Origin of the sequence: Nonomuraea antri (genome assembly GCF_013283785.1) — a bacterium.
Taxonomy (GTDB): domain Bacteria; phylum Actinomycetota; class Actinomycetes; order Streptosporangiales; family Streptosporangiaceae; genus Nonomuraea; species Nonomuraea antri.
The window spans coordinates 1-16825 of the sequence record NZ_JABCPZ010000233.1 but is presented as its reverse complement, the minus strand read 5'-3'; the positions used below and the strand labels follow the sequence as shown (position 1 = coordinate 16825).

The 16825-nt window shown below is 72.9% G+C and carries 18 protein-coding genes; 7 read left to right on the top strand and 11 right to left on the bottom strand.

Annotated features, from left to right (window positions below; genetic code table 11):
• Positions 1-270: 270 nt before the first annotated feature.
• Positions 271-1764, top strand: a complete 1494-nt coding sequence (locus HII36_RS45125; RefSeq protein ID WP_173529515.1) for a golvesin C-terminal-like domain-containing protein — start codon at positions 271-273, stop codon at positions 1762-1764.
• Positions 1765-1811: 47 nt separating this feature from the next.
• Here the strand turns inward: HII36_RS45125 and HII36_RS45120 are convergent, their stop codons facing one another.
• Positions 1812-3941, bottom strand: a complete 2130-nt coding sequence (locus HII36_RS45120; RefSeq protein ID WP_173529514.1) for a molybdopterin-dependent oxidoreductase — start codon at positions 3939-3941, stop codon at positions 1812-1814.
• 67 nt (positions 3942-4008) lie between these two features.
• Between HII36_RS45120 and HII36_RS45115 the strand changes: the two genes are divergently transcribed.
• Complete coding sequence (locus HII36_RS45115) at positions 4009-4992, top strand: RDD family protein (RefSeq protein ID WP_173529513.1); 984 nt, start codon at positions 4009-4011, stop codon at positions 4990-4992.
• On the opposite strand, the gene HII36_RS45110 is transcribed toward HII36_RS45115, so the two are convergent.
• The 6 genes from HII36_RS45110 to HII36_RS45085 form a co-directional block, all read right to left on the bottom strand.
• Positions 4967-5728 carry an SDR family NAD(P)-dependent oxidoreductase gene (locus HII36_RS45110; RefSeq protein ID WP_173529517.1) on the bottom strand — a complete coding sequence of 254 codons (762 nt, stop codon included), beginning with the start codon at positions 5726-5728 and terminating at the stop codon, positions 4967-4969. The two genes, HII36_RS45115 and HII36_RS45110, sit on opposite strands and share 26 nt — an antisense overlap.
• Before the next feature lie 74 nt (positions 5729-5802).
• Positions 5803-6978, bottom strand: a complete 1176-nt coding sequence (locus tag HII36_RS45105; protein WP_173529512.1) for a hypothetical protein — start codon at positions 6976-6978, stop codon at positions 5803-5805.
• The gene (locus tag HII36_RS45100) at positions 6975-7508 is read right to left on the bottom strand and encodes a SigE family RNA polymerase sigma factor (protein WP_217370755.1); all 534 of its coding nucleotides are present in this window, start codon (positions 7506-7508) and stop codon (positions 6975-6977) included. The genes HII36_RS45105 and HII36_RS45100 overlap by 4 nt, the downstream gene beginning before the upstream one ends.
• Positions 7509-7539: 31 nt before the next feature.
• The gene (locus tag HII36_RS45095; RefSeq protein ID WP_173529511.1) at positions 7540-7902 is read right to left on the bottom strand and encodes a hypothetical protein; all 363 of its coding nucleotides are present in this window, start codon (positions 7900-7902) and stop codon (positions 7540-7542) included.
• Position 7903: 1 nt separating this feature from the next.
• Entirely contained in the window at positions 7904-8968 is a 1065-nt protein-coding gene (locus HII36_RS45090; RefSeq protein WP_328808179.1) for a glycosyltransferase family 9 protein, read from the bottom strand.
• Positions 8965-9753 carry a glycosyltransferase family 2 protein gene (locus HII36_RS45085; RefSeq protein WP_217370754.1) on the bottom strand — a complete coding sequence of 263 codons (789 nt, stop codon included), beginning with the start codon at positions 9751-9753 and terminating at the stop codon, positions 8965-8967. The genes HII36_RS45090 and HII36_RS45085 overlap by 4 nt, the downstream gene beginning before the upstream one ends.
• A gap of 141 nt (positions 9754-9894) precedes the next feature.
• Between HII36_RS45085 and rfaE2 the strand changes: the two genes are divergently transcribed.
• Both rfaE2 and HII36_RS45075 read left to right on the top strand, forming a co-directional pair.
• The gene (gene rfaE2 / locus HII36_RS45080; protein WP_173529508.1) at positions 9895-11328 is read left to right on the top strand and encodes a D-glycero-beta-D-manno-heptose 1-phosphate adenylyltransferase; all 1434 of its coding nucleotides are present in this window, start codon (positions 9895-9897) and stop codon (positions 11326-11328) included.
• Positions 11329-11430: 102 nt separating this feature from the next.
• Complete coding sequence (locus tag HII36_RS45075; protein ID WP_173529507.1) at positions 11431-12066, top strand: D-sedoheptulose-7-phosphate isomerase; 636 nt, start codon at positions 11431-11433, stop codon at positions 12064-12066.
• Positions 12067-12080: 14 nt separating this feature from the next.
• Here the strand turns inward: HII36_RS45075 and HII36_RS45070 are convergent, their stop codons facing one another.
• The 4 genes from HII36_RS45070 to HII36_RS45055 form a co-directional block, all read right to left on the bottom strand.
• The gene (locus HII36_RS45070; protein WP_173529506.1) at positions 12081-12569 is read right to left on the bottom strand and encodes a hydrogenase maturation protease; all 489 of its coding nucleotides are present in this window, start codon (positions 12567-12569) and stop codon (positions 12081-12083) included.
• Complete coding sequence (locus HII36_RS45065; RefSeq protein ID WP_173529505.1) at positions 12566-13438, bottom strand: hypothetical protein; 873 nt, start codon at positions 13436-13438, stop codon at positions 12566-12568. Before HII36_RS45065 ends, HII36_RS45070 begins: the two co-directional genes overlap by 4 nt.
• A 3-nt stretch (positions 13439-13441) precedes the next feature.
• Positions 13442-14158, bottom strand: coding sequence for a DUF6084 family protein (locus HII36_RS45060; protein ID WP_173529504.1), 717 nt, complete (start codon positions 14156-14158; stop codon positions 13442-13444).
• Positions 14159-14232: 74 nt separating this feature from the next.
• Positions 14233-14664: a nitrogen fixation protein NifU gene (locus tag HII36_RS45055; RefSeq protein ID WP_173529503.1), complete on the bottom strand. Its 432-nt coding sequence runs from the start codon at positions 14662-14664 to the stop codon at positions 14233-14235.
• A 216-nt stretch (positions 14665-14880) separates the two neighbouring features.
• On the opposite strand from HII36_RS45055, the gene HII36_RS45050 reads away from it, so the two are divergent.
• From HII36_RS45050 to HII36_RS45040, 3 genes are all read left to right on the top strand, one after another.
• The gene (locus tag HII36_RS45050) at positions 14881-15432 is read left to right on the top strand and encodes a hypothetical protein (protein ID WP_173529502.1); all 552 of its coding nucleotides are present in this window, start codon (positions 14881-14883) and stop codon (positions 15430-15432) included.
• A gap of 266 nt (positions 15433-15698) precedes the next feature.
• Positions 15699-16277 carry a TlpA family protein disulfide reductase gene (locus HII36_RS45045; protein WP_173529501.1) on the top strand — a complete coding sequence of 193 codons (579 nt, stop codon included), beginning with the start codon at positions 15699-15701 and terminating at the stop codon, positions 16275-16277.
• A complete protein-coding gene (locus HII36_RS45040) occupies positions 16274-16624 on the top strand; it encodes a tetratricopeptide repeat protein (RefSeq protein WP_173529500.1) in 351 nt (116 codons plus the stop codon). Before HII36_RS45045 ends, HII36_RS45040 begins: the two co-directional genes overlap by 4 nt.
• Positions 16625-16825: the final 201 nt, after the last annotated feature.

Here is a 16825-nt window from a genome sequence, read left to right as displayed (position 1 = left end):
GGCGGGGAGGGGGTTCATGACGCTGACGAGGACGACGGTGAGCGTCGCCAGGGCGATACGCAGGAGCGCGGTCACGAAAGGAAGTTTCAGTTCCTTCGGATCAAAGCGCAATAGTTTTCACAGACTCCGGGGGGACCCAATCTCGACGCCTCCCGTTGGCCCGCGCGGGCGGAAAGTTTCACCTAACACCTCTGTAATGTCAATTATCGACATCGGTCAGAAGGTGCCGTACGGTGCACCCGATACCCCACGCAACGAGGAGCCCCCCAAATGTCTCGCGTGCGATTAGCAGCCCTCGTCACCTCCGTACTCACCGCACTCCTGCTCATCGGCGGTCAGCCCGCCCTGGCCCAGCGCGATCTCCCGCTGCCGGCCGCGTTCGCCAAGGCCGCGGCGGCCCACGACGTCCCGCGCGACCTGCTGGTCGCGCTCGGCTACGCGGAGACCCACCTCGACAACCACCGCGGCGAGCCCAGCGCGAGCGGCGGCTACGGCGTCATGCACCTGGTCAGCAACCCGACGACCAAGGCACTGGAGAAGGCCGCCGAGCTGACCGGGCTGCCGCCCCAGCAGCTCAAGGCCGAGGACTCGGCCAACATCATGGGCGGCGCCGCCGTCCTGCGCGCCCACGCCGACGCACTGGGGCTCGACGAGGCCGCCAGGAAGGACGAGGGCCGCTGGTACGAGGCCGTGGCCAAGTACGGCAACGCCGCCAGCCCGGAGATGGCCAGGCTCTACGCCGACGCCGTCTACGAGTTCCTCGGCCTGGGACTCAGCGCCAAGGGCGTGACGGTCAAGCCGCACGAGGTCAAGGCCGAACGCGGCCAGTACGAGGCCGCGCCGCAGATCCAGGCCCTGGCCGCGGCCGACTACCCGAACGCCACCTGGGTGCCGGCCAGCTCCAGCAACTACCGGGTCTCCAGCCGTGAGACCAGCTACAACATCGACCGCGTGGTCATCCACGTCACGCAGGGCTCGTACGCGGGCACCATCTCCTGGTTCCAGAACCCCAGCGCCCAGGTCTCCGCGCACTACGTGGTCAAGTCGTCCAACGGCGCCGTCACCCAGATGGTGCGTGACAAGGACGTCGCCTGGCACGCCGGCAACTCCACCTACAACAACCGGTCGATCGGCATCGAGCACGAGGGCTGGGTCAACGACGCCTCGTGGTTCACCGACGCGATGTACCGCTCGTCCGCGGCCCTGACCAAGTGGCTGTGCGAGAGGTACGGCATCCCCAAGGACCGCACCCACATCATCGGGCACAACCAGGTTCCCGGAGCCACGCACACCGACCCCGGCTCGCACTGGAACTGGACGACCTACATGAACTACGTGACCGGTGGCGGCACGCCGTCCTGGACCACGACGGTCGACAACGCCAGTGCCGGTTTCTCGGCCGGCGCCAACTGGGGCACCTCCACGTTCTCCACGCAGCGCTACGGCGCCGACTACCGCTTCGCCAACCCGGTCGCCGCCAGCGACCCGGCCTGGTACCAGGCGAGCATCCCGACCACGGGCACGTACCGGATCGAGGTCTGGTACCCCGACGATCCCGGCTACAACAGCTCGGCGCCGTACATCGTGGCGGCGGCGGGCGGCAACCAGACGGTCTACGTCGACCAGAGATCCGGTGGCGGGGCGTGGCGCAGCATAGGCACGTTCTCGCTGAACGCCGGCACCTACAACGTGGTCGGCGTGAGCCGCTGGACCTCGGGCACGGGCTACGTCATCGCCGACGCGGTCCGCATCTCCCGGCTCTGACCCGCTGACGGCTCGTGTCCCCCGGTCCACCCGGAGGGCACGGGCCTTCAGGCCTTCTCGACCGTCACGGGCACGCCGTTCAGCGCGGCGGTGCCGCCGAGGTGGTCGAGCAGGCCGGGGTCGGTCACGTCGTTGGCGCTGACGCCGCCGATCCCGCGCGCGGTGGCGAGCCGGACGCCGTCCAGTGCGTGTCCGTAGCCGTGCGGGAGGCTCACCACGCCCGGCATGATGTCCTCGCTCGCGCTCACCTCCACCGCCACCTCGCCCGACCTGGAGCGCAGGCGCACCCGCTGACCGTCGGCCAGGCCGCGCGCGTCGAGGTCGGACGGGTGCATGAGCAGCCGGTGCCTGGGCCGGCCCTTGGCCAGCCTGGGCGAGTTGTGCAGCCAGGAGTTGTTGTCACGCAGGTGGCGGCGCCCGATCAGCAACAACTGGGACGCGTCGCCGGGGAGCAGTTCCCGCTCGGCACGTTCCAGGTCGCCGGGGATCAGCTCCTGCTTCGCCCGGTCCAGGTCGCCGAGGAGCGGCGCGGGCGCCAGGTCGATGCGCTTGCCGCGGGTCCTGAGCCGGCGCGGCAGGCTCGGGCGCAGCGGCCCGAGATCGACGCCGCGCCCGGTGACCTTGGCCAGCGACAGCCGGTACGGCCCGGTCCGCAGTGCCAGGTCGACCAGCCGGAGCGGCGACAGGCGGAGCACGAGCCGGTCCAGCGGCGAGCCCGCGCGGGTCAGCCGGTGGTAGCGGCGGCCCAGCTCGCGGAAGATCTCCCAGTCGTGCCGGGCGCCGTCGGGCCTGGCGAACACCGGCGGCGAGTGCCTGGCGGTGTCCCTGACCCCGAACATGCGCAGGACCAGGTCGTAGTGGTCGCGTTCGAGCAGGTCGGTGGGCGGCAGGATCACGTCTGCGTGCCTGGTCGTCTCGTTGACGTAGAAGTCGACGCAGGCCATGAAGTCCAGCTTGGGCAGCGCCGCGGCCAGCCGGTCGCCGCCGGGGGCCGAGAGCACCGGGTTGCCCGCCACCGTCAGCAGCGCCCTGACCCGGCCCTCGCCCGGGGTGGCGATCTCCTCGGCCAGCGCCGCCAGAGGCAGCTCACCGCCGAACTCGGGCAGGCCGCGCACCCGGCTGCGCCACTCGCCGTAGTGTCCGGGCTCGACCTGGCGGGCCGCGATCGGGTCGACCGCGGGCCTGGCGAACAGCGTGCCGCCCGGCCGGTCGAGGTTGCCGGTGACCAGGTTGAGCAGCTGGATGCCCCACTGGCACAGCGCGCCGAACCGCTGGGTGGACACGCCGGTCCTGCCGTAGGCGGCGGCCGCCCCGGCGGTGGCGAACTCGTGGGCCACCCGCCTGATCGTCTCGGCGGGCACGCCGGTCACCGCCGCCGCCCGCTCCGGCGTGAACGCCGCCAGCGCCGCGGCCACCTCGTCCAGGCCGTGCACGTAGGCGGCCGGCCTGGCCAGGCCCGTGCCGATGATGTGCGTGACCATCGCGAAGATCAGCGCCGCGTCCGTGCCGGGACGGACGAAGTGGTGCTCGCTCACCAGCCGCGCGCTCTCGGTGCGCCGCGGGTCGAACAGCACGGAGCGACCGCCCCGGTCCCGCAGCTCCTTCAGCCGCCTGCCGATGCCCGGCGCGGACATCATGCTGCCGTTGGACACCGCCGGGTTCGCGCCGAAGATCAGGAAGTAGTCGGTGCGGTCGACGTCCGGGATCGGCATCAGCCACTGGTTGCCGTACAGCAGGTACGACACGATCATGAACGGGAGCTGGTCGACCGAGGCCGCCGAGAACCTGCTGCGAGTGCCCAGCATGCGTGCGAACGGCAGCAGGTGCGTCATCGTCCCCAGGCTGTGGACGACCGGGTTGCCCAGGTATACCCCGACCGCGTCCGCGCCGTGCAGCTTGCGTGTCCTGGCCAGGCCCTTGGCCACCAGGTCGAACGCCTCGTCCCAGGAGATCTCCCGCCAGCCGTCCGCGGTCCTGCGCACCGGGCGGCGCAGCCGGTCGGGATCGTCGCGGACGTCCTGCAGCGCCACGGCCTTGGGGCAGATGTGCCCGCGTGACAGCGGGTCGTTCTCGTCGCCCTGGATGCTCATGACGCGGTCACCGGACACCTCGATCCGGAGCCCGCACATCGCCTCGCACAGGTTGCACACCGCGTACCGGGTCACCGACTCCGACATGCCAGACATATTGCCCGACCAGCCGTCCGGCTCCGCGAGTAGGGTGTCGCGAAAAACGAGGAACCCGGTGCCCCCTTTATCCCGACCAGCGCTGGTGGCCTGGTGGGCCGCCCTGTCCACCGCCATGTACCCGACCTGGGAGTTCTGGCGTCCACTCCTCCTGGAACCGGCGGAGGAGCCGCAGCTGTACAGGGGGATGCTCTCCTTCGTCAGGCCCTTCCCGCCCCCGTCCTTCTGGCTGGACGCGCTCCAAGCCGACCTCGCCCAGTTGCTGGAGGCAGCGGTGACGTGGGGGGTTCCCGCGCTGCTGGTGGCGGCGGCGTTCGTCGCGTGCCTGCGCGGCGTCGGCACGAGACGCGGCGTCGGCACGAGAGCGGCGGAGGTGCTCGCACTGGCCGTGATCGTGGCGATCTTCACCCGGGTGCACGACTCGCCGTTCCAGGTCGCCATCGCGCTTGAAACCGATCCGGGCTGGTTCGAGGAACTGGTCACCGGCTGGGCGAGCGTCGAGCTGTGCTACCTGGCCGCCGCCCTGCTGGTACTCCTGGCCACGAACCTCTCACCGGGCCTTGCCTCAAACACCGCACCCGGGACGCTCTGGCGGCGGCCGGCGGCGATCCTGATCGACTACGTGGCACTGCTCGTCGTGCTCTTGCTCGCCGGGATCTTCCCGTTCTACGGCGGCGTGCTGCACGAGGCCAGGCACCTGGACTTCGAGGCGTCGCCGATCCTGCTCCTGGTCTTCCTCCAGGCGTTCTCCGGCCGCAGCCCGGGCAAGTGGGCGATGGACCTCCGCGTGGTGCGCGCGGAGACGGGCGAGCGCCCGGGGTGGCGCCGGCTGGCGCTGCGGGCCGCGATCTTCCCGCTGCTGCTGTTCGGCGGGGAGCCGGGGGTGCTCGTGATCGCGCTCGACGGCGCATGGGCGCTGTTCGACCCCGCCGGACGCACGCTCCACGACCGCCTGTCGGGAACGGCGGTCACCCGCCGGGAATCGCACCTCGCACACCGCCACCCGCCACCCGGGTTCAGGCGGTGGCGCCGCCGTCGATGACGTGGTCCTGGCCGACGACGAAACCGGACTCCGGGCCGGCCAGCCAGAGGATCGCGGCGGCGATCTCCTCGGGGGCGGCGACGCGGCCGATCGGCAGCGCGTCCTTCATGCGCTCGTCGCGCTGCTCGCGGGTCTCGCCCGGCCTGGCCGACATGGGCGTGTCGATGGGGCCGGGGCTGACCGCGTTGATGCGCACGCCTTGGCCGATGGCCTCGCGGGCGGCGGCGCGGGTCAGGAAGCTGACTCCGGCCTTGGCCGCCGCGTAGGGCGCCGCGCCGGTCAGCCGCCAGTGCGCGCCGAGGTTGGAGGCCACGTTGACGATGGCGCCGCCGCCGTGGTCACGCATGTACGCGATCTCGTGCTTCATGGACAGGAATACGCCCTTGAGGTTCACCCCGAGCACTTCGTCCCAGACGTCCTCGTCGTAGTCGGCCACCGGGGCCAGCCGGCCGAAGATCCCGGCGTTGTTGACCGCCACGTCGAGGCCGCCGAACCGCGAGACCGCCGCCGCCACCATGGCCGCGACCTCGGCGGAGTCGGTGACGTCCACGGTGAACGCGGCGGCCCGGCCACCGTCCTCCTCGATCAGCTTGACCGACTCGGCCAGCCTGGCCTCGTCGCGGCCGGCCACCAGCACGGCGGCGCCCTCGCGGGCCAGCGCCCTGGCCGTGGCCCGCCCCACGACCCCGCTCGCGCCGGTGACCAGCGCGACCTTGCCCTCGAAACGTGCGCCCATCATCGACTCCCCACTGCTCACGACAGGTACGGGAGGATCGTAACAGGATTTTGGAACAAGCAGTACAAAACCGGCTACCTGGGCGTCAGCACCCACTGCCAGGCGCTCTTCGTGCTCGCGGTGAGCCGGGTCGGCTTCCCCGTGCCGTCGGCCCTGACCAGCGCCAGCCCCTTGTCCTGCCGGTCCGCGCAGTCGCCGGGGCAGTCCACCGCGACGACGTGGTCGTCGTCGGCCCAGGCGAGCACTTCGAGCACCGGGAGCTGGGCGATCTCGGCCCCGGTCCGGCTGTCGGTGATCACGGTGGGCAGCCGGAGCGTGCCGATCGCCCGCCGGCCGTCCGGCGAGAGCGCGGAGTACGGCGTGTGCTCGGCGTACCGCTGCCCGGCCGGGGCGTCGCGGGGCTCGCCGGCCAGGGTGTAGAAGACCCGGTCGGGGTTGCTGCTGGAGGTCGGCTCGTAGATCGAGCCGCCGTCGAGGCTCCAGGCGAGGTCCGCGCGCTGGTCGAGCGCGATGCGCTGCCCGGCGCGCGGGGGCAGCGCCCGGTAGTCGGCGGTGCCCGCCCGCACGTCGATGACGTAGAAGCCGGTCCTGGGGCTGGGCGGGACGGGCTCCGCGATCGTCTCGCCGCGCACGTACCGGTCGGGGGACTCGCGGTAGGCGGTGGCCAGCAGCCGAGTGCCGTCGGGCGACCAGGTCACGGCGGCGACGGGGTGCTCCAGCTCGATCCACGTCAGGTAGCGGCGGGTCTCCAGGTCGAGAACGCCCACCCGCCGGCCGAGGTGATCGCCGTCGACCACGGCCGCCACCCGGAGTCCGGGCGCGACGTCCACCCAGGCGCCGGCGATCGGCCGGTAGCCGCCGGTGCGCGGGTCGTACACCGACCAGCTCCGGCGGAAGTGCTGGAAGAGGCCGGCCGCCGCCTCCTCACGCACGGTGTGGAAGGCCGACACGGCCAGCCGCCCGGCGGTGACCAGCCTGGTGGGCGGCGCGTGCTCCGGGTCGGCGCGCACGTCGGTGGCCACCGGCGAGGGACGCGGCGGCAGCGTGACCCCGGCCGGGCGCACGGCGGGCCCGGTCAGCCCGGACACCGCCACGACGGTCGCCAGCCCGGTCGCGAGCAGCGCCAGGCCGATCGGCGCGGCACGCCGGCGCGATCCGGCGCGGCCGCGCAGCGCCCGGTCGGCCAGGTCGTGCGGCACCCTGGCCTCGCCCGCCCACTCGTGCAGGGTGTCGCTGAGCAGCTTGGTCACGTCACGGCCTCCAGTTCGCGAGCCAGTTCGGGGGCGATCTCGCGCAGGCGGGCCAGCGACCGGTGCGCGGTGCTCCTGACCGTGCCGACCGAGCAGCCCAGCGCCTCGGCGACCTCCCGTTCCGGCAGGTCCTCGAAGTAACGCAGCACCAGCACGGCGCGCTGCCGCGCGGTCAGCCTGGCCAGCGCGTCGCGCAGCAGCAGGCGCAGCTCGCTGCGGTGGGTGAGGTCGTCCTGGGCGGAATCGGGCGGGGTGGCCTGCACGACCTCACCGCGCCGCCCGCTCACCCGCCACCAGCTCACCTGCTGTCGGTACATGATCTGCCTGGCGTACGCCTCGGGCGCCGCCACGCGCCGCCACCTGGATGCCAGTTTGGCCAGCGCGCTCTGCACCAGGTCCTCGGCCGCGTGCTGGTCACCGCCGGTGAGCAGGAATCCGAGCCGCATCAGGGCGGGAGAGCGCGCGGCGACGAACTCGCGGAAGCGTTGCTCGTCCGCGGGGTCCACGATCACCTCCGAGAGGGTTGTCATCACCCTCTCAGACGCCGCGCGACCCCCTTCGCTATGCGTCGCCGTCAGGCCGGTTGACGTCAGGACGGGTCGGCGTCGGGTTCAGGAACTCCAGCGGCGTCTCGTCCTGTACGGCCCGCTCGGCCTCGATCGTCTCCTCCACCGGCCGGACCTGCTCGGGGATCTCCAGCAGCCCGACGGTGCCCTCCTCGCCCCGGCCGCGGATCACCTCGTTGATGGCCTCGGCCATCTCCCGCTTGGTGTAGACGCCCTCGGGCACCTCGTTGAGATGCGCGAGCAGGTCGGCGGGCAGCGCCACGTGCCCGGAGGCGGCGGAATACACCTCGCGCACCCCGGTCCTGTCCTTGCCCTGGTACGCCTCGTCGATGGCCAGCTGCAGCTCGTCGATCACCATGTCAGCTCTCCTCACGGAAGTGGCCGGTCAGCAGGTCGTCGGCCTGCTCCAGCACCGCGGCGACCGGCACGTCGGCCACCCAGGATTCGTCGTGCGGGCAACGTTCGGCGTCCAGGTCCACGCCGCTGGCGCCGCAGCGCGGGCACTGGGTGGTCCACGAGATCAGCGGACGGTGCCTGGTCCTGGTCAGCGGGCCCGCGTTGATGAGGTTGCCGCACCAGTAGATGCCCACCGTGGGCGTGCCGACGGCGGCGGCCAGGTGCCGCGGCCCGGTGTCGTTGGCGATCACCAGGTCGCAGCGCGCGTAGAGCGCGGCGAGAGCGCCGACGCCGAGCGTGCCGACGACCGCGGTCGCCGGGCGGCGCATCGCGGCCACGACCGACGTCACCAGGTCCTTCTCCGCGTGAGTCCCGGTGACCACGACGGGACGGCCGAGACTGTCGGCCACGGCCGCGAAACGTTCGGCCGGCCAGCGCCGCCGCGGATCGGTGGCGCCCGGGTGCACGGCCACCAGTCCCGCGGGCGGCTCGCCGTACGACTCGGCCAGCTCGCGCCGGTCCGCCCCGGTGACGGGCACCCGGGGTTCCAGATCGCCGGGCACCCCGCCGACCAGCGCGGCGACCTGCAGGAAGCGCAGGGTCTCGTGGTGGTAGTACTGGTAGGGCACCCAGCGGTCCAGGCTCTCCGCGTCGGGGGCGCGCAGGCCGGCCGTCATGCCCGCGCCCAGCCGCCGGACGAACGGGTTGGAGAAGCGTCCGCCGCCGTGAATCTGCACCGCCAGGTCGAACGCGCGCCGCCGGAGCCCGGCGTAGAACTCCTGGCCCGCGTCGAGCCCGCTCTCCTGCGTCGACAGGCCGGAGATCGGCGGCAGGACCAGCACCTCGTCCACCGGCCCCGGGCGGCCGTCGAGGAACCCGGCGTGCCAGGGGGTGCCGAGCAGGGTGAGCCGCGCCCGCGGGTACGCCTGCTTGATCGCCTCGATGGCGGGCAGCGCCACCAGGAAGTCCCCGATCGCGTTGGCCCGCAGCACGGCGATGCTCTCGACGCCGTCCACGCGCCCGTTCACCGGGTCTCCAGCACGTAGTCGTAGCATTCCGCGCTCCTGTCCACGACGGTGGTCGGCAGCTCCAGGTGGTAGGCGCGGCTGGGCAGCAGCCCGGCGCCGCCGTAGCGTTCCATGACGCGCAGCTCGGCCACGACGTCCTCGCCGGCGTGGTCGGGCGGCACGCCGGGCCAGAACGCGAAACCGCCGCACTCGACCAGCCGCGCCCGGTCGTAGAGCACGCAGCCGCCGATCCAGGCCACCTTGTACGGCCACCACGGCCGGTCCTTGGCCGTCTTCTCGGCCAGGTGCAGCGGGTTGGACGCGTTGTGCAGCGTGTAGCGGTCCCAGGCCGGGCTCTCGCGTCTGATGCGCTCGGGGCGGACGTCGTCCCACTCCTCGTACGGCTCCAGCTCGTGCGGGCGCAGATCGTCCCGGTAGGACAGGCCGTGCAGGGCGTAGCCGAGGAAACCGCAGTTCAGCTCGCCGATGGCCGACAGCAGCACCTCGACCGCGTCGGGCTCCAGCCACACGTCGTCGTCCAGGTACAGCACCAGGCGGCGTTCGGCCTGGTCGAGCAGGAACTGCCGCTGCTCGGCCAGGCCCCGCGCAGGCACGTGCCGCAGCAGCTCGACCGGCTGCCCGCGATGGCCCAGGATCCTGATCGCGGCCGCGACCAGCGGGTCCTCACTCGCGGGCCGGCCGGACTGATCGGAGATCACCACCCTGAAGCCGGCGGACGTCTGGGCCGCCAGCCCGGCCAGCGTGACCGCCAGCGCGGCCGGCCGGTCCTTGGTGGGAATGAGCACGTCAAGGTCTGCAGGGCGGTACATATCGGCCCGGCTACCCATAAATTCGCAGCCGATAACTCGGGTTCCGGAAGGGCCGTATTTGATGGCGGTTTGGAGTACTTGGCGTTTGAGCAGGGCTTTTGTCGGTATTCGCTCCTCATGAAGAACGCCATGGAGTCCGGGAACATCAGCGCGGTGGTGGTCGGCGACGTCATGCTCGACTCCTGGCTGCACGGCTCGGCGAAACGGCTGGCGCAGGAGGCGCCGGTGCCGGTGATGAGCCTGGAGATCACCGAGGAGGCACCCGGCGGCGCGGCCAACACCGCCGCGAACCTGGTGGCTCTGGGCGCCCGCGTCCGGCTGGTCGGCGTGGTGGGCGACGACGAGTGCGGCGACAAGCTGATCCGGTCGCTGCGCCTGCTCGGCGTCGAGACCGACCTGATCACCGTGCCTGGACGCCGCACCGCGCACAAGCGCAGGCTCGTCACCAGCGGCCAGCTCACCGCCCGCTACGACGAGGAGGATCTGGCGGTCATCCCCGAGGCCGCCGAGCACGACCTGCTCCAGCGCATCGCCGCCGCCGCGGCCGGCGCGGACGTGGTCGTCGCCTGCGACTACGGCGGCGGCGTCTTCACCACCGCCGTGCGCCACTCGCTGGCCGGGCACCCGCTGCTGGTCGTGGACGCCCACACGGTGGCGCCCTGGCGCGCGGCCGCGCCCACCGCGGTCCTGCCCAACTACGCCGAGGTGGTACGCCTGCTCGACGACCAGGACCAGGCCGCCGACCGCCTGGCCTACCTCATGCCCCGCTCGGCCGAACTGCTCGCGGCGACCGGCGCCACGCTCGTGGTGACCACCCTGGACGGCGAGGGCACGCTGCTGCACCGCGACGGCGCGCCGCCGTACCGGACGTACGCCCAGCCGGCGCCGCAGCACATGGCCACCGGCGCGGGCGACACCTACACCGCCGCCTTCGCCCTGTGGCTGGCCGGCGGCGCGGCGCCGGAGGAGGCCGCCGAGGCCGGGCAGGCCGCGGCCGGGGTCGTGGTACGCAGGCCGGGCACCGCCATCTGCACCCGCTACGAGCTGCTGCGCGCGCTGCGCAGGCAGGAGGGCACCGTCCAGACGGCCGAACGCCTGGCCAAGCTGCTGGACGAGCACCGGCGCAGGGGCGAGCGCGTGGTGTTCACCAACGGCTGCTTCGACGTGCTGCACCGCGGCCACGTGACCTACCTCGAACAGGCCGGCCAGCTCGGCGACGTGCTCGTGGTGGCCGTCAACAGCGACGCCAGCGTGGCCAGGCTGAAAGGCCCGGGACGGCCGCTCAACCCGTGCGAGGACCGCATGTCCGTGCTGGCCGCGCTCAACGACGTGGACTACGTGATCACCTTCGACGAGGACACCCCGGAACGCCTGCTCCGCATGATCAGACCCGAGCTGTACGTCAAGGGCGGCGACTACACCGCCGAGATGCTGGCCGAGGCGCCGCTGGTGCGCTCGCTCGGCGGCGAGGTGAAGGTGCTCGACTACCTGCCCGACCGCTCGACCACCGCGATCATCGGGCGCATGCGCGCGCTGCCCGAGCATCTTTGACACGCCTTGACCCGACCTTGGCGAGACCCTGGCCGGGTAACGGGACGCGCCCGGCGGCAGAACCGGTGGAATGGGCCGAGAGCGCAGAGAAAGGAAAACCGGGTGCAGTATCTCCTCGGCCGAACCCACGCCGCCCGCACCGCCGCCAGGCCGGTCCTGGGCGAGGGCGGCGAGGAACTCCGCCCGGCCGTGAACGCCGCCGACCGGGCCAGGCGGCGCGCGGAGCTGCGGCAGGAGGTGCTGCGCCTGTTCGCGCCGCCGCTGGCGGGCTGCGCGGTCGCGATGGCGGCCGCGTTCCTGGCCGGCGGCCGGCTGTTCACCTTCGGCAACGGCGGCAGCGGCGCCGACGCGGTGTCCGTGGCCCGGCTGTTCTCCCGCAGCGGCCTGCCCGCCCTGTCACTGGCGGACGAGCCGCCGCTGCTGCCCGCGCTCGGCCACGACGTCGGGTTCGAGGTGGCGTTCAGCAGGCAGCTCGGCGCGTTCGGACGCGCCGGTGACCTGGCCATGGCCCTGTCGACCGGCGGCGGCTCCGACAACGTGCTGAGCGGGCTGGCCGAGGCCAGGCGCTGCGGCATGACGACGATCGGACTGGCCGGGCCCGGCGGCGGGCGGATGGCGCAGGACGACCTGGTCGACCATCTCTTCGCGGTGCCGGCGTCGACGATACGCCGGATCCAGGCGGCCCAGAGCACGCTGTGCCACCTGCTCTGGGAACTGGTCTCCACCGACCCGGCCTGACTTTCGCCTCGCCCTCAGCCTCGTTCCGCGATCATGGCGGTGACCAGGGATCGGACCAGCCGGATCGCCTCGTCCACGGCCGCCGTCCGCTCGGCCGGCGTCTCGTGGGCGGTCGTCTCCTGCCCGGGCTCCCGGCAGACGAGCAGCACCCGGCCGGGCAGGCGGCCCAGCTCCCCGACCGGCCTGAGCGCCTCGACGGGGTCGGGTTCGCCGGGGCGCGAGCGGCGTCCGTCGGTGCGCGGGTCCAGGGGTTCGAGCACGGTCAGCGTGCCCGGGGGCGCGCCGCGCGGGGCGGCGGTCACCAGGATCGCGCCGTCGTAGCCGCGGCGCAGCGCGCACGCCAGGTCCAGGCCGTTCGCGGGGACGTCGATCACGTCGGCGAGCGGCGGCCCGGCCGCCAGCCCACGCGCCACCGCCGCGCCGAACCCACCCGCCCCGAACCCGGTCACCAGAATGCGCGGGCGGGGCGGGCCGGGGGACGTGCGCAGGTCCATGGGCGTCACGACTCCTGCTGCTCGCGCTCACCGTGGGCGAGCGTGCTCAGGGTCAGGAACCGGTCGATCTCCGCCGCGTCGAACAGCTCGGCCGGGCTGCGCGGGTAGTCGTACAGGATGATCGGGGCGGACAGCATGGTGTGCCGCTCGCCCTCCTCGCCCACCAGCACCGGCCAGGTGCCCACGTTGTGGCAGCCCGCGGCGAGCCGCCGCAGGTCGTCCGGCGGGTCGATGAGCGAGACGAACCGGCCGCCGTCCGTGCTCAGCACGGTGTGCGCGGAGATCAGCCCGCGTTTCATCGCCTCGGCCCGCGTGTCGCCCTGCCAGCGCGTGGTGTTCATGACCTTGACCGTCAGGCGGAAGACGCCCCTGCGCAGCCGCTCGGCCTGGATCTCCACCCGGCCGCGCAGCTCCTCCCAGCCGAGCAGCCGCACGCCGGACTCCCCGAGCCATTCGGCCTGCTGGTCGGCCAGGATGTCGACGTCCATGACCGCGGGGCGGCGCAGCAGCTCGGCCAGGTCGAGCCCGGTCACGGCGGCCTCGCGCTCCCGCGCCTCCTGCCTGGCCACGTGCCTCGCCCCGCCGACGACCAGCTCGGGCACCGGCTCCAGCCGGCCGTCGGAGAAGCGCGCCAGGTCGCACGTGACGAGCTGCAGGAACCTGACGTGCACGGCCACGGTGTCGACCGGGTCGGCCAGGAGCAGGCACTGGGTCTGGGCCAGCCAGGCGTCGCCCTCGTGCGCGCGGGCGTACGGCTCGGGCAGTATGCCGCCGGCCGTCCCGCGCTGCTGGTCCTTCAGCGCCGCCGCCCGGCCGTTCGGCCAGAGCAGGTAGCCGTCGTACAGGACGGCCCGCGCGATCTTCCGCACCAGGTCCACGGGTCAGTCCCCGCCGGTCTTGAGCAGCGAGGTCACCACGTCGTCCCAGCCGGTGAGCGTGTGCCTGACCCGGTAGGCGTGCAGGCGGTCGAAGGCGTCGCGGCTGAGCCGCACCCAGGCGCTGCTGGGGAAGCAGCGGTCCATCAGGTCCTGCCAGACCCGCACCGGCATCCTGAACCCGCTCTCGCAGCGCAGGTGCGCGACCTGCAGCCGGCCGCCGGCCACGTAGAACGCGGTGCCGCCGAACAGGAACTCCAGCGGTACGTCCGAGCTGTCGCCGGCGTGGAAGAACTGCGCGGCTGCCACCTCGTAGTCGCTGCCGCAGGGCACCTCGACGCCGGTGACCGTGCCGCCGGTGAACGCGGGCACCTGGGTGGCCACCCGCGCCCACAGCAGGCTGCGCGGGGCCCGGCGGGACGGCTCCCGTTCGTCCTGGTCGTGGGCGCGGTGCGCGGCGGTGATCCTGATCTGCGTGTTGAGCATGAGCGAGCGGATCGGCGGGCCGCCGGGGTTGTCGACGCGTACCTCGAAGCGGAGCGCGGGCGACTCCGCGGCGGCCTCCTCGACGCCCGTCACCTCGAAACGCAGGCCGGGCGCCGGGGCGGCGGTTGCTTCGACGCCGATGATCGGGAGTGACAGGAACGGGTCGTGGACAGTCTCGGGTCTGGTGCCGGTTTCGTGGCCGGGCGCTGCGGTGTCGATCTGCTGGTCCCTACTCATGTCCGGCTCCTGTCGGTAGCTGGCTTTCTTGCCCTGGTCGGGTGCTCGCGCGCCCGGCGTCCGCGCCGGTCCGCTCATGCCCGTCCGCCCAGCAGGTTGTCCACCGGGATCACCACGGGCGGCTGTTCGATCTCGACGCGCTCGATCTCCGGCGCGGCGTCGCGGATGGCCTGTTCCAGGTACCCGATCGTGGACCGGCAGCCGCCCGCGGGCAGCCGCAGGCGTACCAGGTCGTCGGCCACGTCCACCAGCTCGGCCCCGGTGCCGCGCAGCGCGTCGGCCACACGCGTGCCCACGTCCACCGGATGCAGGTCGTGCAGCAGCAGCAGGTGCGCGACCAGCGGGTCGCCGGCCAGCCGCCGGGCCGCGTCGTCGTCGGCGGCGGCCATGATGCGCGTCAGGCCCTCGCCGTACAGGTCGAGCAGCGCCTGGGCCAGTTCGATGGCCGGCGGGTCGGCCCGTTCGAGCAGGGCCTCGATCCTGCCGATGCGTTCGTTCAGCAACATGACCGCCCCCTATGCGCTCGTGCCGAGCGCCGGTGAGTGCACCTTCCGCAGGACGCCCCCCGATGTCCACAAGATGTGGATTTCATCCGCCATCGCGGCATTCATCGGCCTACATCCCCCCTGTTGGCCATTGAAGAGGTTTAGGCCTTTTTTCATTCGGTATCCGACCAGTACCTCTACGTAGCGGGCATACCGCGCTGACGAAGGCTGCAAACCATGACAGAGAGCCTGTCCGACGCCACCTACCAGGCCACCTACCAGGCCGGCGACCGAGCCGCCTATCAGGCCGCCGACCTGGACGAAGACGTCAGCCTCGACGTGCACAGGAGACCGCGTACCTCGATCGTGCGGTCCGCCGCCCGCGGGGCCATCGCGGCCATGGCCATGTCGGGGCTGCGCCAGCTCACGACCTCGCTGGGCATGGTCAAGGCGACCCCGCCGGAGTCGGTGATCGCGCACACCGCGCCCCGGCTGTTCCAGCGGATCCCCGTCGAGCGCAGGCAAGGCGCGGTGGAGATCGTGCACTGGCTCTACGGCGCGGCCGGCGGCGCGTGCTTCGGCGCGATGCCGCGCGCGGTGCGAGCCAACCCCTGGTCGGGGCCGGTGTTCGGGGTGCTGTCGTGGGTGGCGTTCGAGACGGCCATCGCGCCCGTGCTCGGGCTGCCGCGGCCGGAGAACACCGCGCGTGAACGGATCGCCCTGCTGGCCGACCACGTGCTGTACGGAGTCGTGGTCGGCGCCTCTCCCTGGCCGCACCGGGACCAATGAGCGCCTCTCCGGGGTCCGGCCGCTCACCCGCGCTCCCATACCGATCAGCGTCGGCTGCGTGGCGACGAGACGGTGAGCGCGGTCGGCAGGCCAACGGCGAGTGAAGATCGAGAATTCACGCCGCAGTCCCCCCTTACGCCGCGTGCGCGACACCAACTTAGCGTCACGGCCGGTGCGGGGCGGGGAGGCACGCACGAGCCCGCACGCGCTTTCCCGCCCGGTGTGTCGCCTGGGATCGCGGCGCGGGCGCGGGTGATGCTGAAACGGTGACCGACAGGTTCCGTGACCACCTCGCCCGCCGCCACGGCGACGGCACGCGGCCGAGCCGGGCCCGCCTGTTCGGGTGGGCCGCGGCGCTGTGCGCGGGAACGGGCCTGGTCGCGGCGCTGGCCCACGGGCTGAACGGCGACACGGTCGCACCGGACGGCGGCCCCGCAGCGGCCGCACGCGTGCCTGAGCTGTCGGGCCGCACGCTCGACGGGTCGGACTTCTCGCTCGCCCGGCTGCGCGGGCACCGGGTGCTGGTCACCCTCTGGGCGTCCTGGTGCGAGCGCTGCCGGGGTGAGCTGCCCGCGCTGGTGCGGTCGGCGTCCAGGCTGCGGGCCGAGGGCGTGCGGGTGGTCGGGGTGAACGTCCGCGACGGCGCGGCGGCGGCCAGACGGCACGTCCTGGCGGCGGGGGCGGAGGCGTTCCCGCAGCTCCCCGACCCCGGCGGCCGGCTGGCGCTGGAGCTCGGCGCACGCGGGTTGCCCGAGACGTTCCTGATCGACCGGAACGGCGTGATCGTCCGACGGCTGGCCGGCGGGCTGACGCACCGCTGGCTGGACCGGCACGTGTTCACATGAGCCCGCTCCGCGCGAAAGCCGGCCTCCTCATGGGGCTCGGCGCGCTGGTGGCGGTGACCTCGTGCGGGGTGTTCGCGACCGTGCTCAGCTCCGGCGAGGACACCGGCAGGTCCCAGTACCTGGCCGGGGTGGCGCTGCTCGAAGAGGGCCGGCCGAGGCAGGCCGCCGCGCTGCTGCGGCCGCTGATCAGCGCGTCGCCCGCGAACCCGGATCTGCTGCTCGCCCTGGGCACGGCGGAGATCACCACGAATCCCCCCAGGGGCCGCCGCGTCCTGCGGCGTTTCCTCGAGGTCGCCCCGCCCGAGCACCCGGCCGTCCCCCGGGTGCGCGAGCTCGTCGAGCGCTGACCCCGCGCACTCAGGACGCGGGGCCGGCGCCCACGGACGCCTCAGGAACCGGACCGCACCACCTCAGGAGCCGGACGGCACCACCTCGCGCAGCCACGGCCCCAGCACGGGCAGGACGTTGGCCGCCTGCATGGCCTGGATGTGGTCGAGCCCGGCGAGCTCCACCACCCGCCACCCCCGCTTCTCCATCTCCGCCCGATG

Excerpts from the sequence above, each read along its gene's own strand:
- HII36_RS45100 (WP_217370755.1), bottom strand. The coding sequence starts at position 7,508 with ATGACAACCCTCTCGGAGGTGATCGTGGACCCCGCGGACGAGCAACGC.
- HII36_RS45040 (WP_173529500.1), top strand. The coding sequence starts at position 16,274 with ATGAGCCCGCTCCGCGCGAAAGCCGGCCTCCTCATGGGGCTCGGCGCG.
- HII36_RS45120 (WP_173529514.1), bottom strand. The coding sequence starts at position 3,941 with ATGTCGGAGTCGGTGACCCGGTACGCGGTGTGCAACCTGTGCGAGGCG.
- HII36_RS45125 (WP_173529515.1), top strand. The coding sequence starts at position 271 with ATGTCTCGCGTGCGATTAGCAGCCCTCGTCACCTCCGTACTCACCGCA.
- HII36_RS45060 (WP_173529504.1), bottom strand. The coding sequence starts at position 14,158 with ATGAGTAGGGACCAGCAGATCGACACCGCAGCGCCCGGCCACGAAACC.
- rfaE2 (WP_173529508.1), top strand. The coding sequence starts at position 9,895 with ATGAAGAACGCCATGGAGTCCGGGAACATCAGCGCGGTGGTGGTCGGC.
- HII36_RS45095 (WP_173529511.1), bottom strand. The coding sequence starts at position 7,902 with ATGGTGATCGACGAGCTGCAGCTGGCCATCGACGAGGCGTACCAGGGC.
- HII36_RS45050 (WP_173529502.1), top strand. The coding sequence starts at position 14,881 with ATGACAGAGAGCCTGTCCGACGCCACCTACCAGGCCACCTACCAGGCC.
- HII36_RS45055 (WP_173529503.1), bottom strand. The coding sequence starts at position 14,664 with ATGTTGCTGAACGAACGCATCGGCAGGATCGAGGCCCTGCTCGAACGG.
- HII36_RS45110 (WP_173529517.1), bottom strand. The coding sequence starts at position 5,728 with ATGGGCGCACGTTTCGAGGGCAAGGTCGCGCTGGTCACCGGCGCGAGC.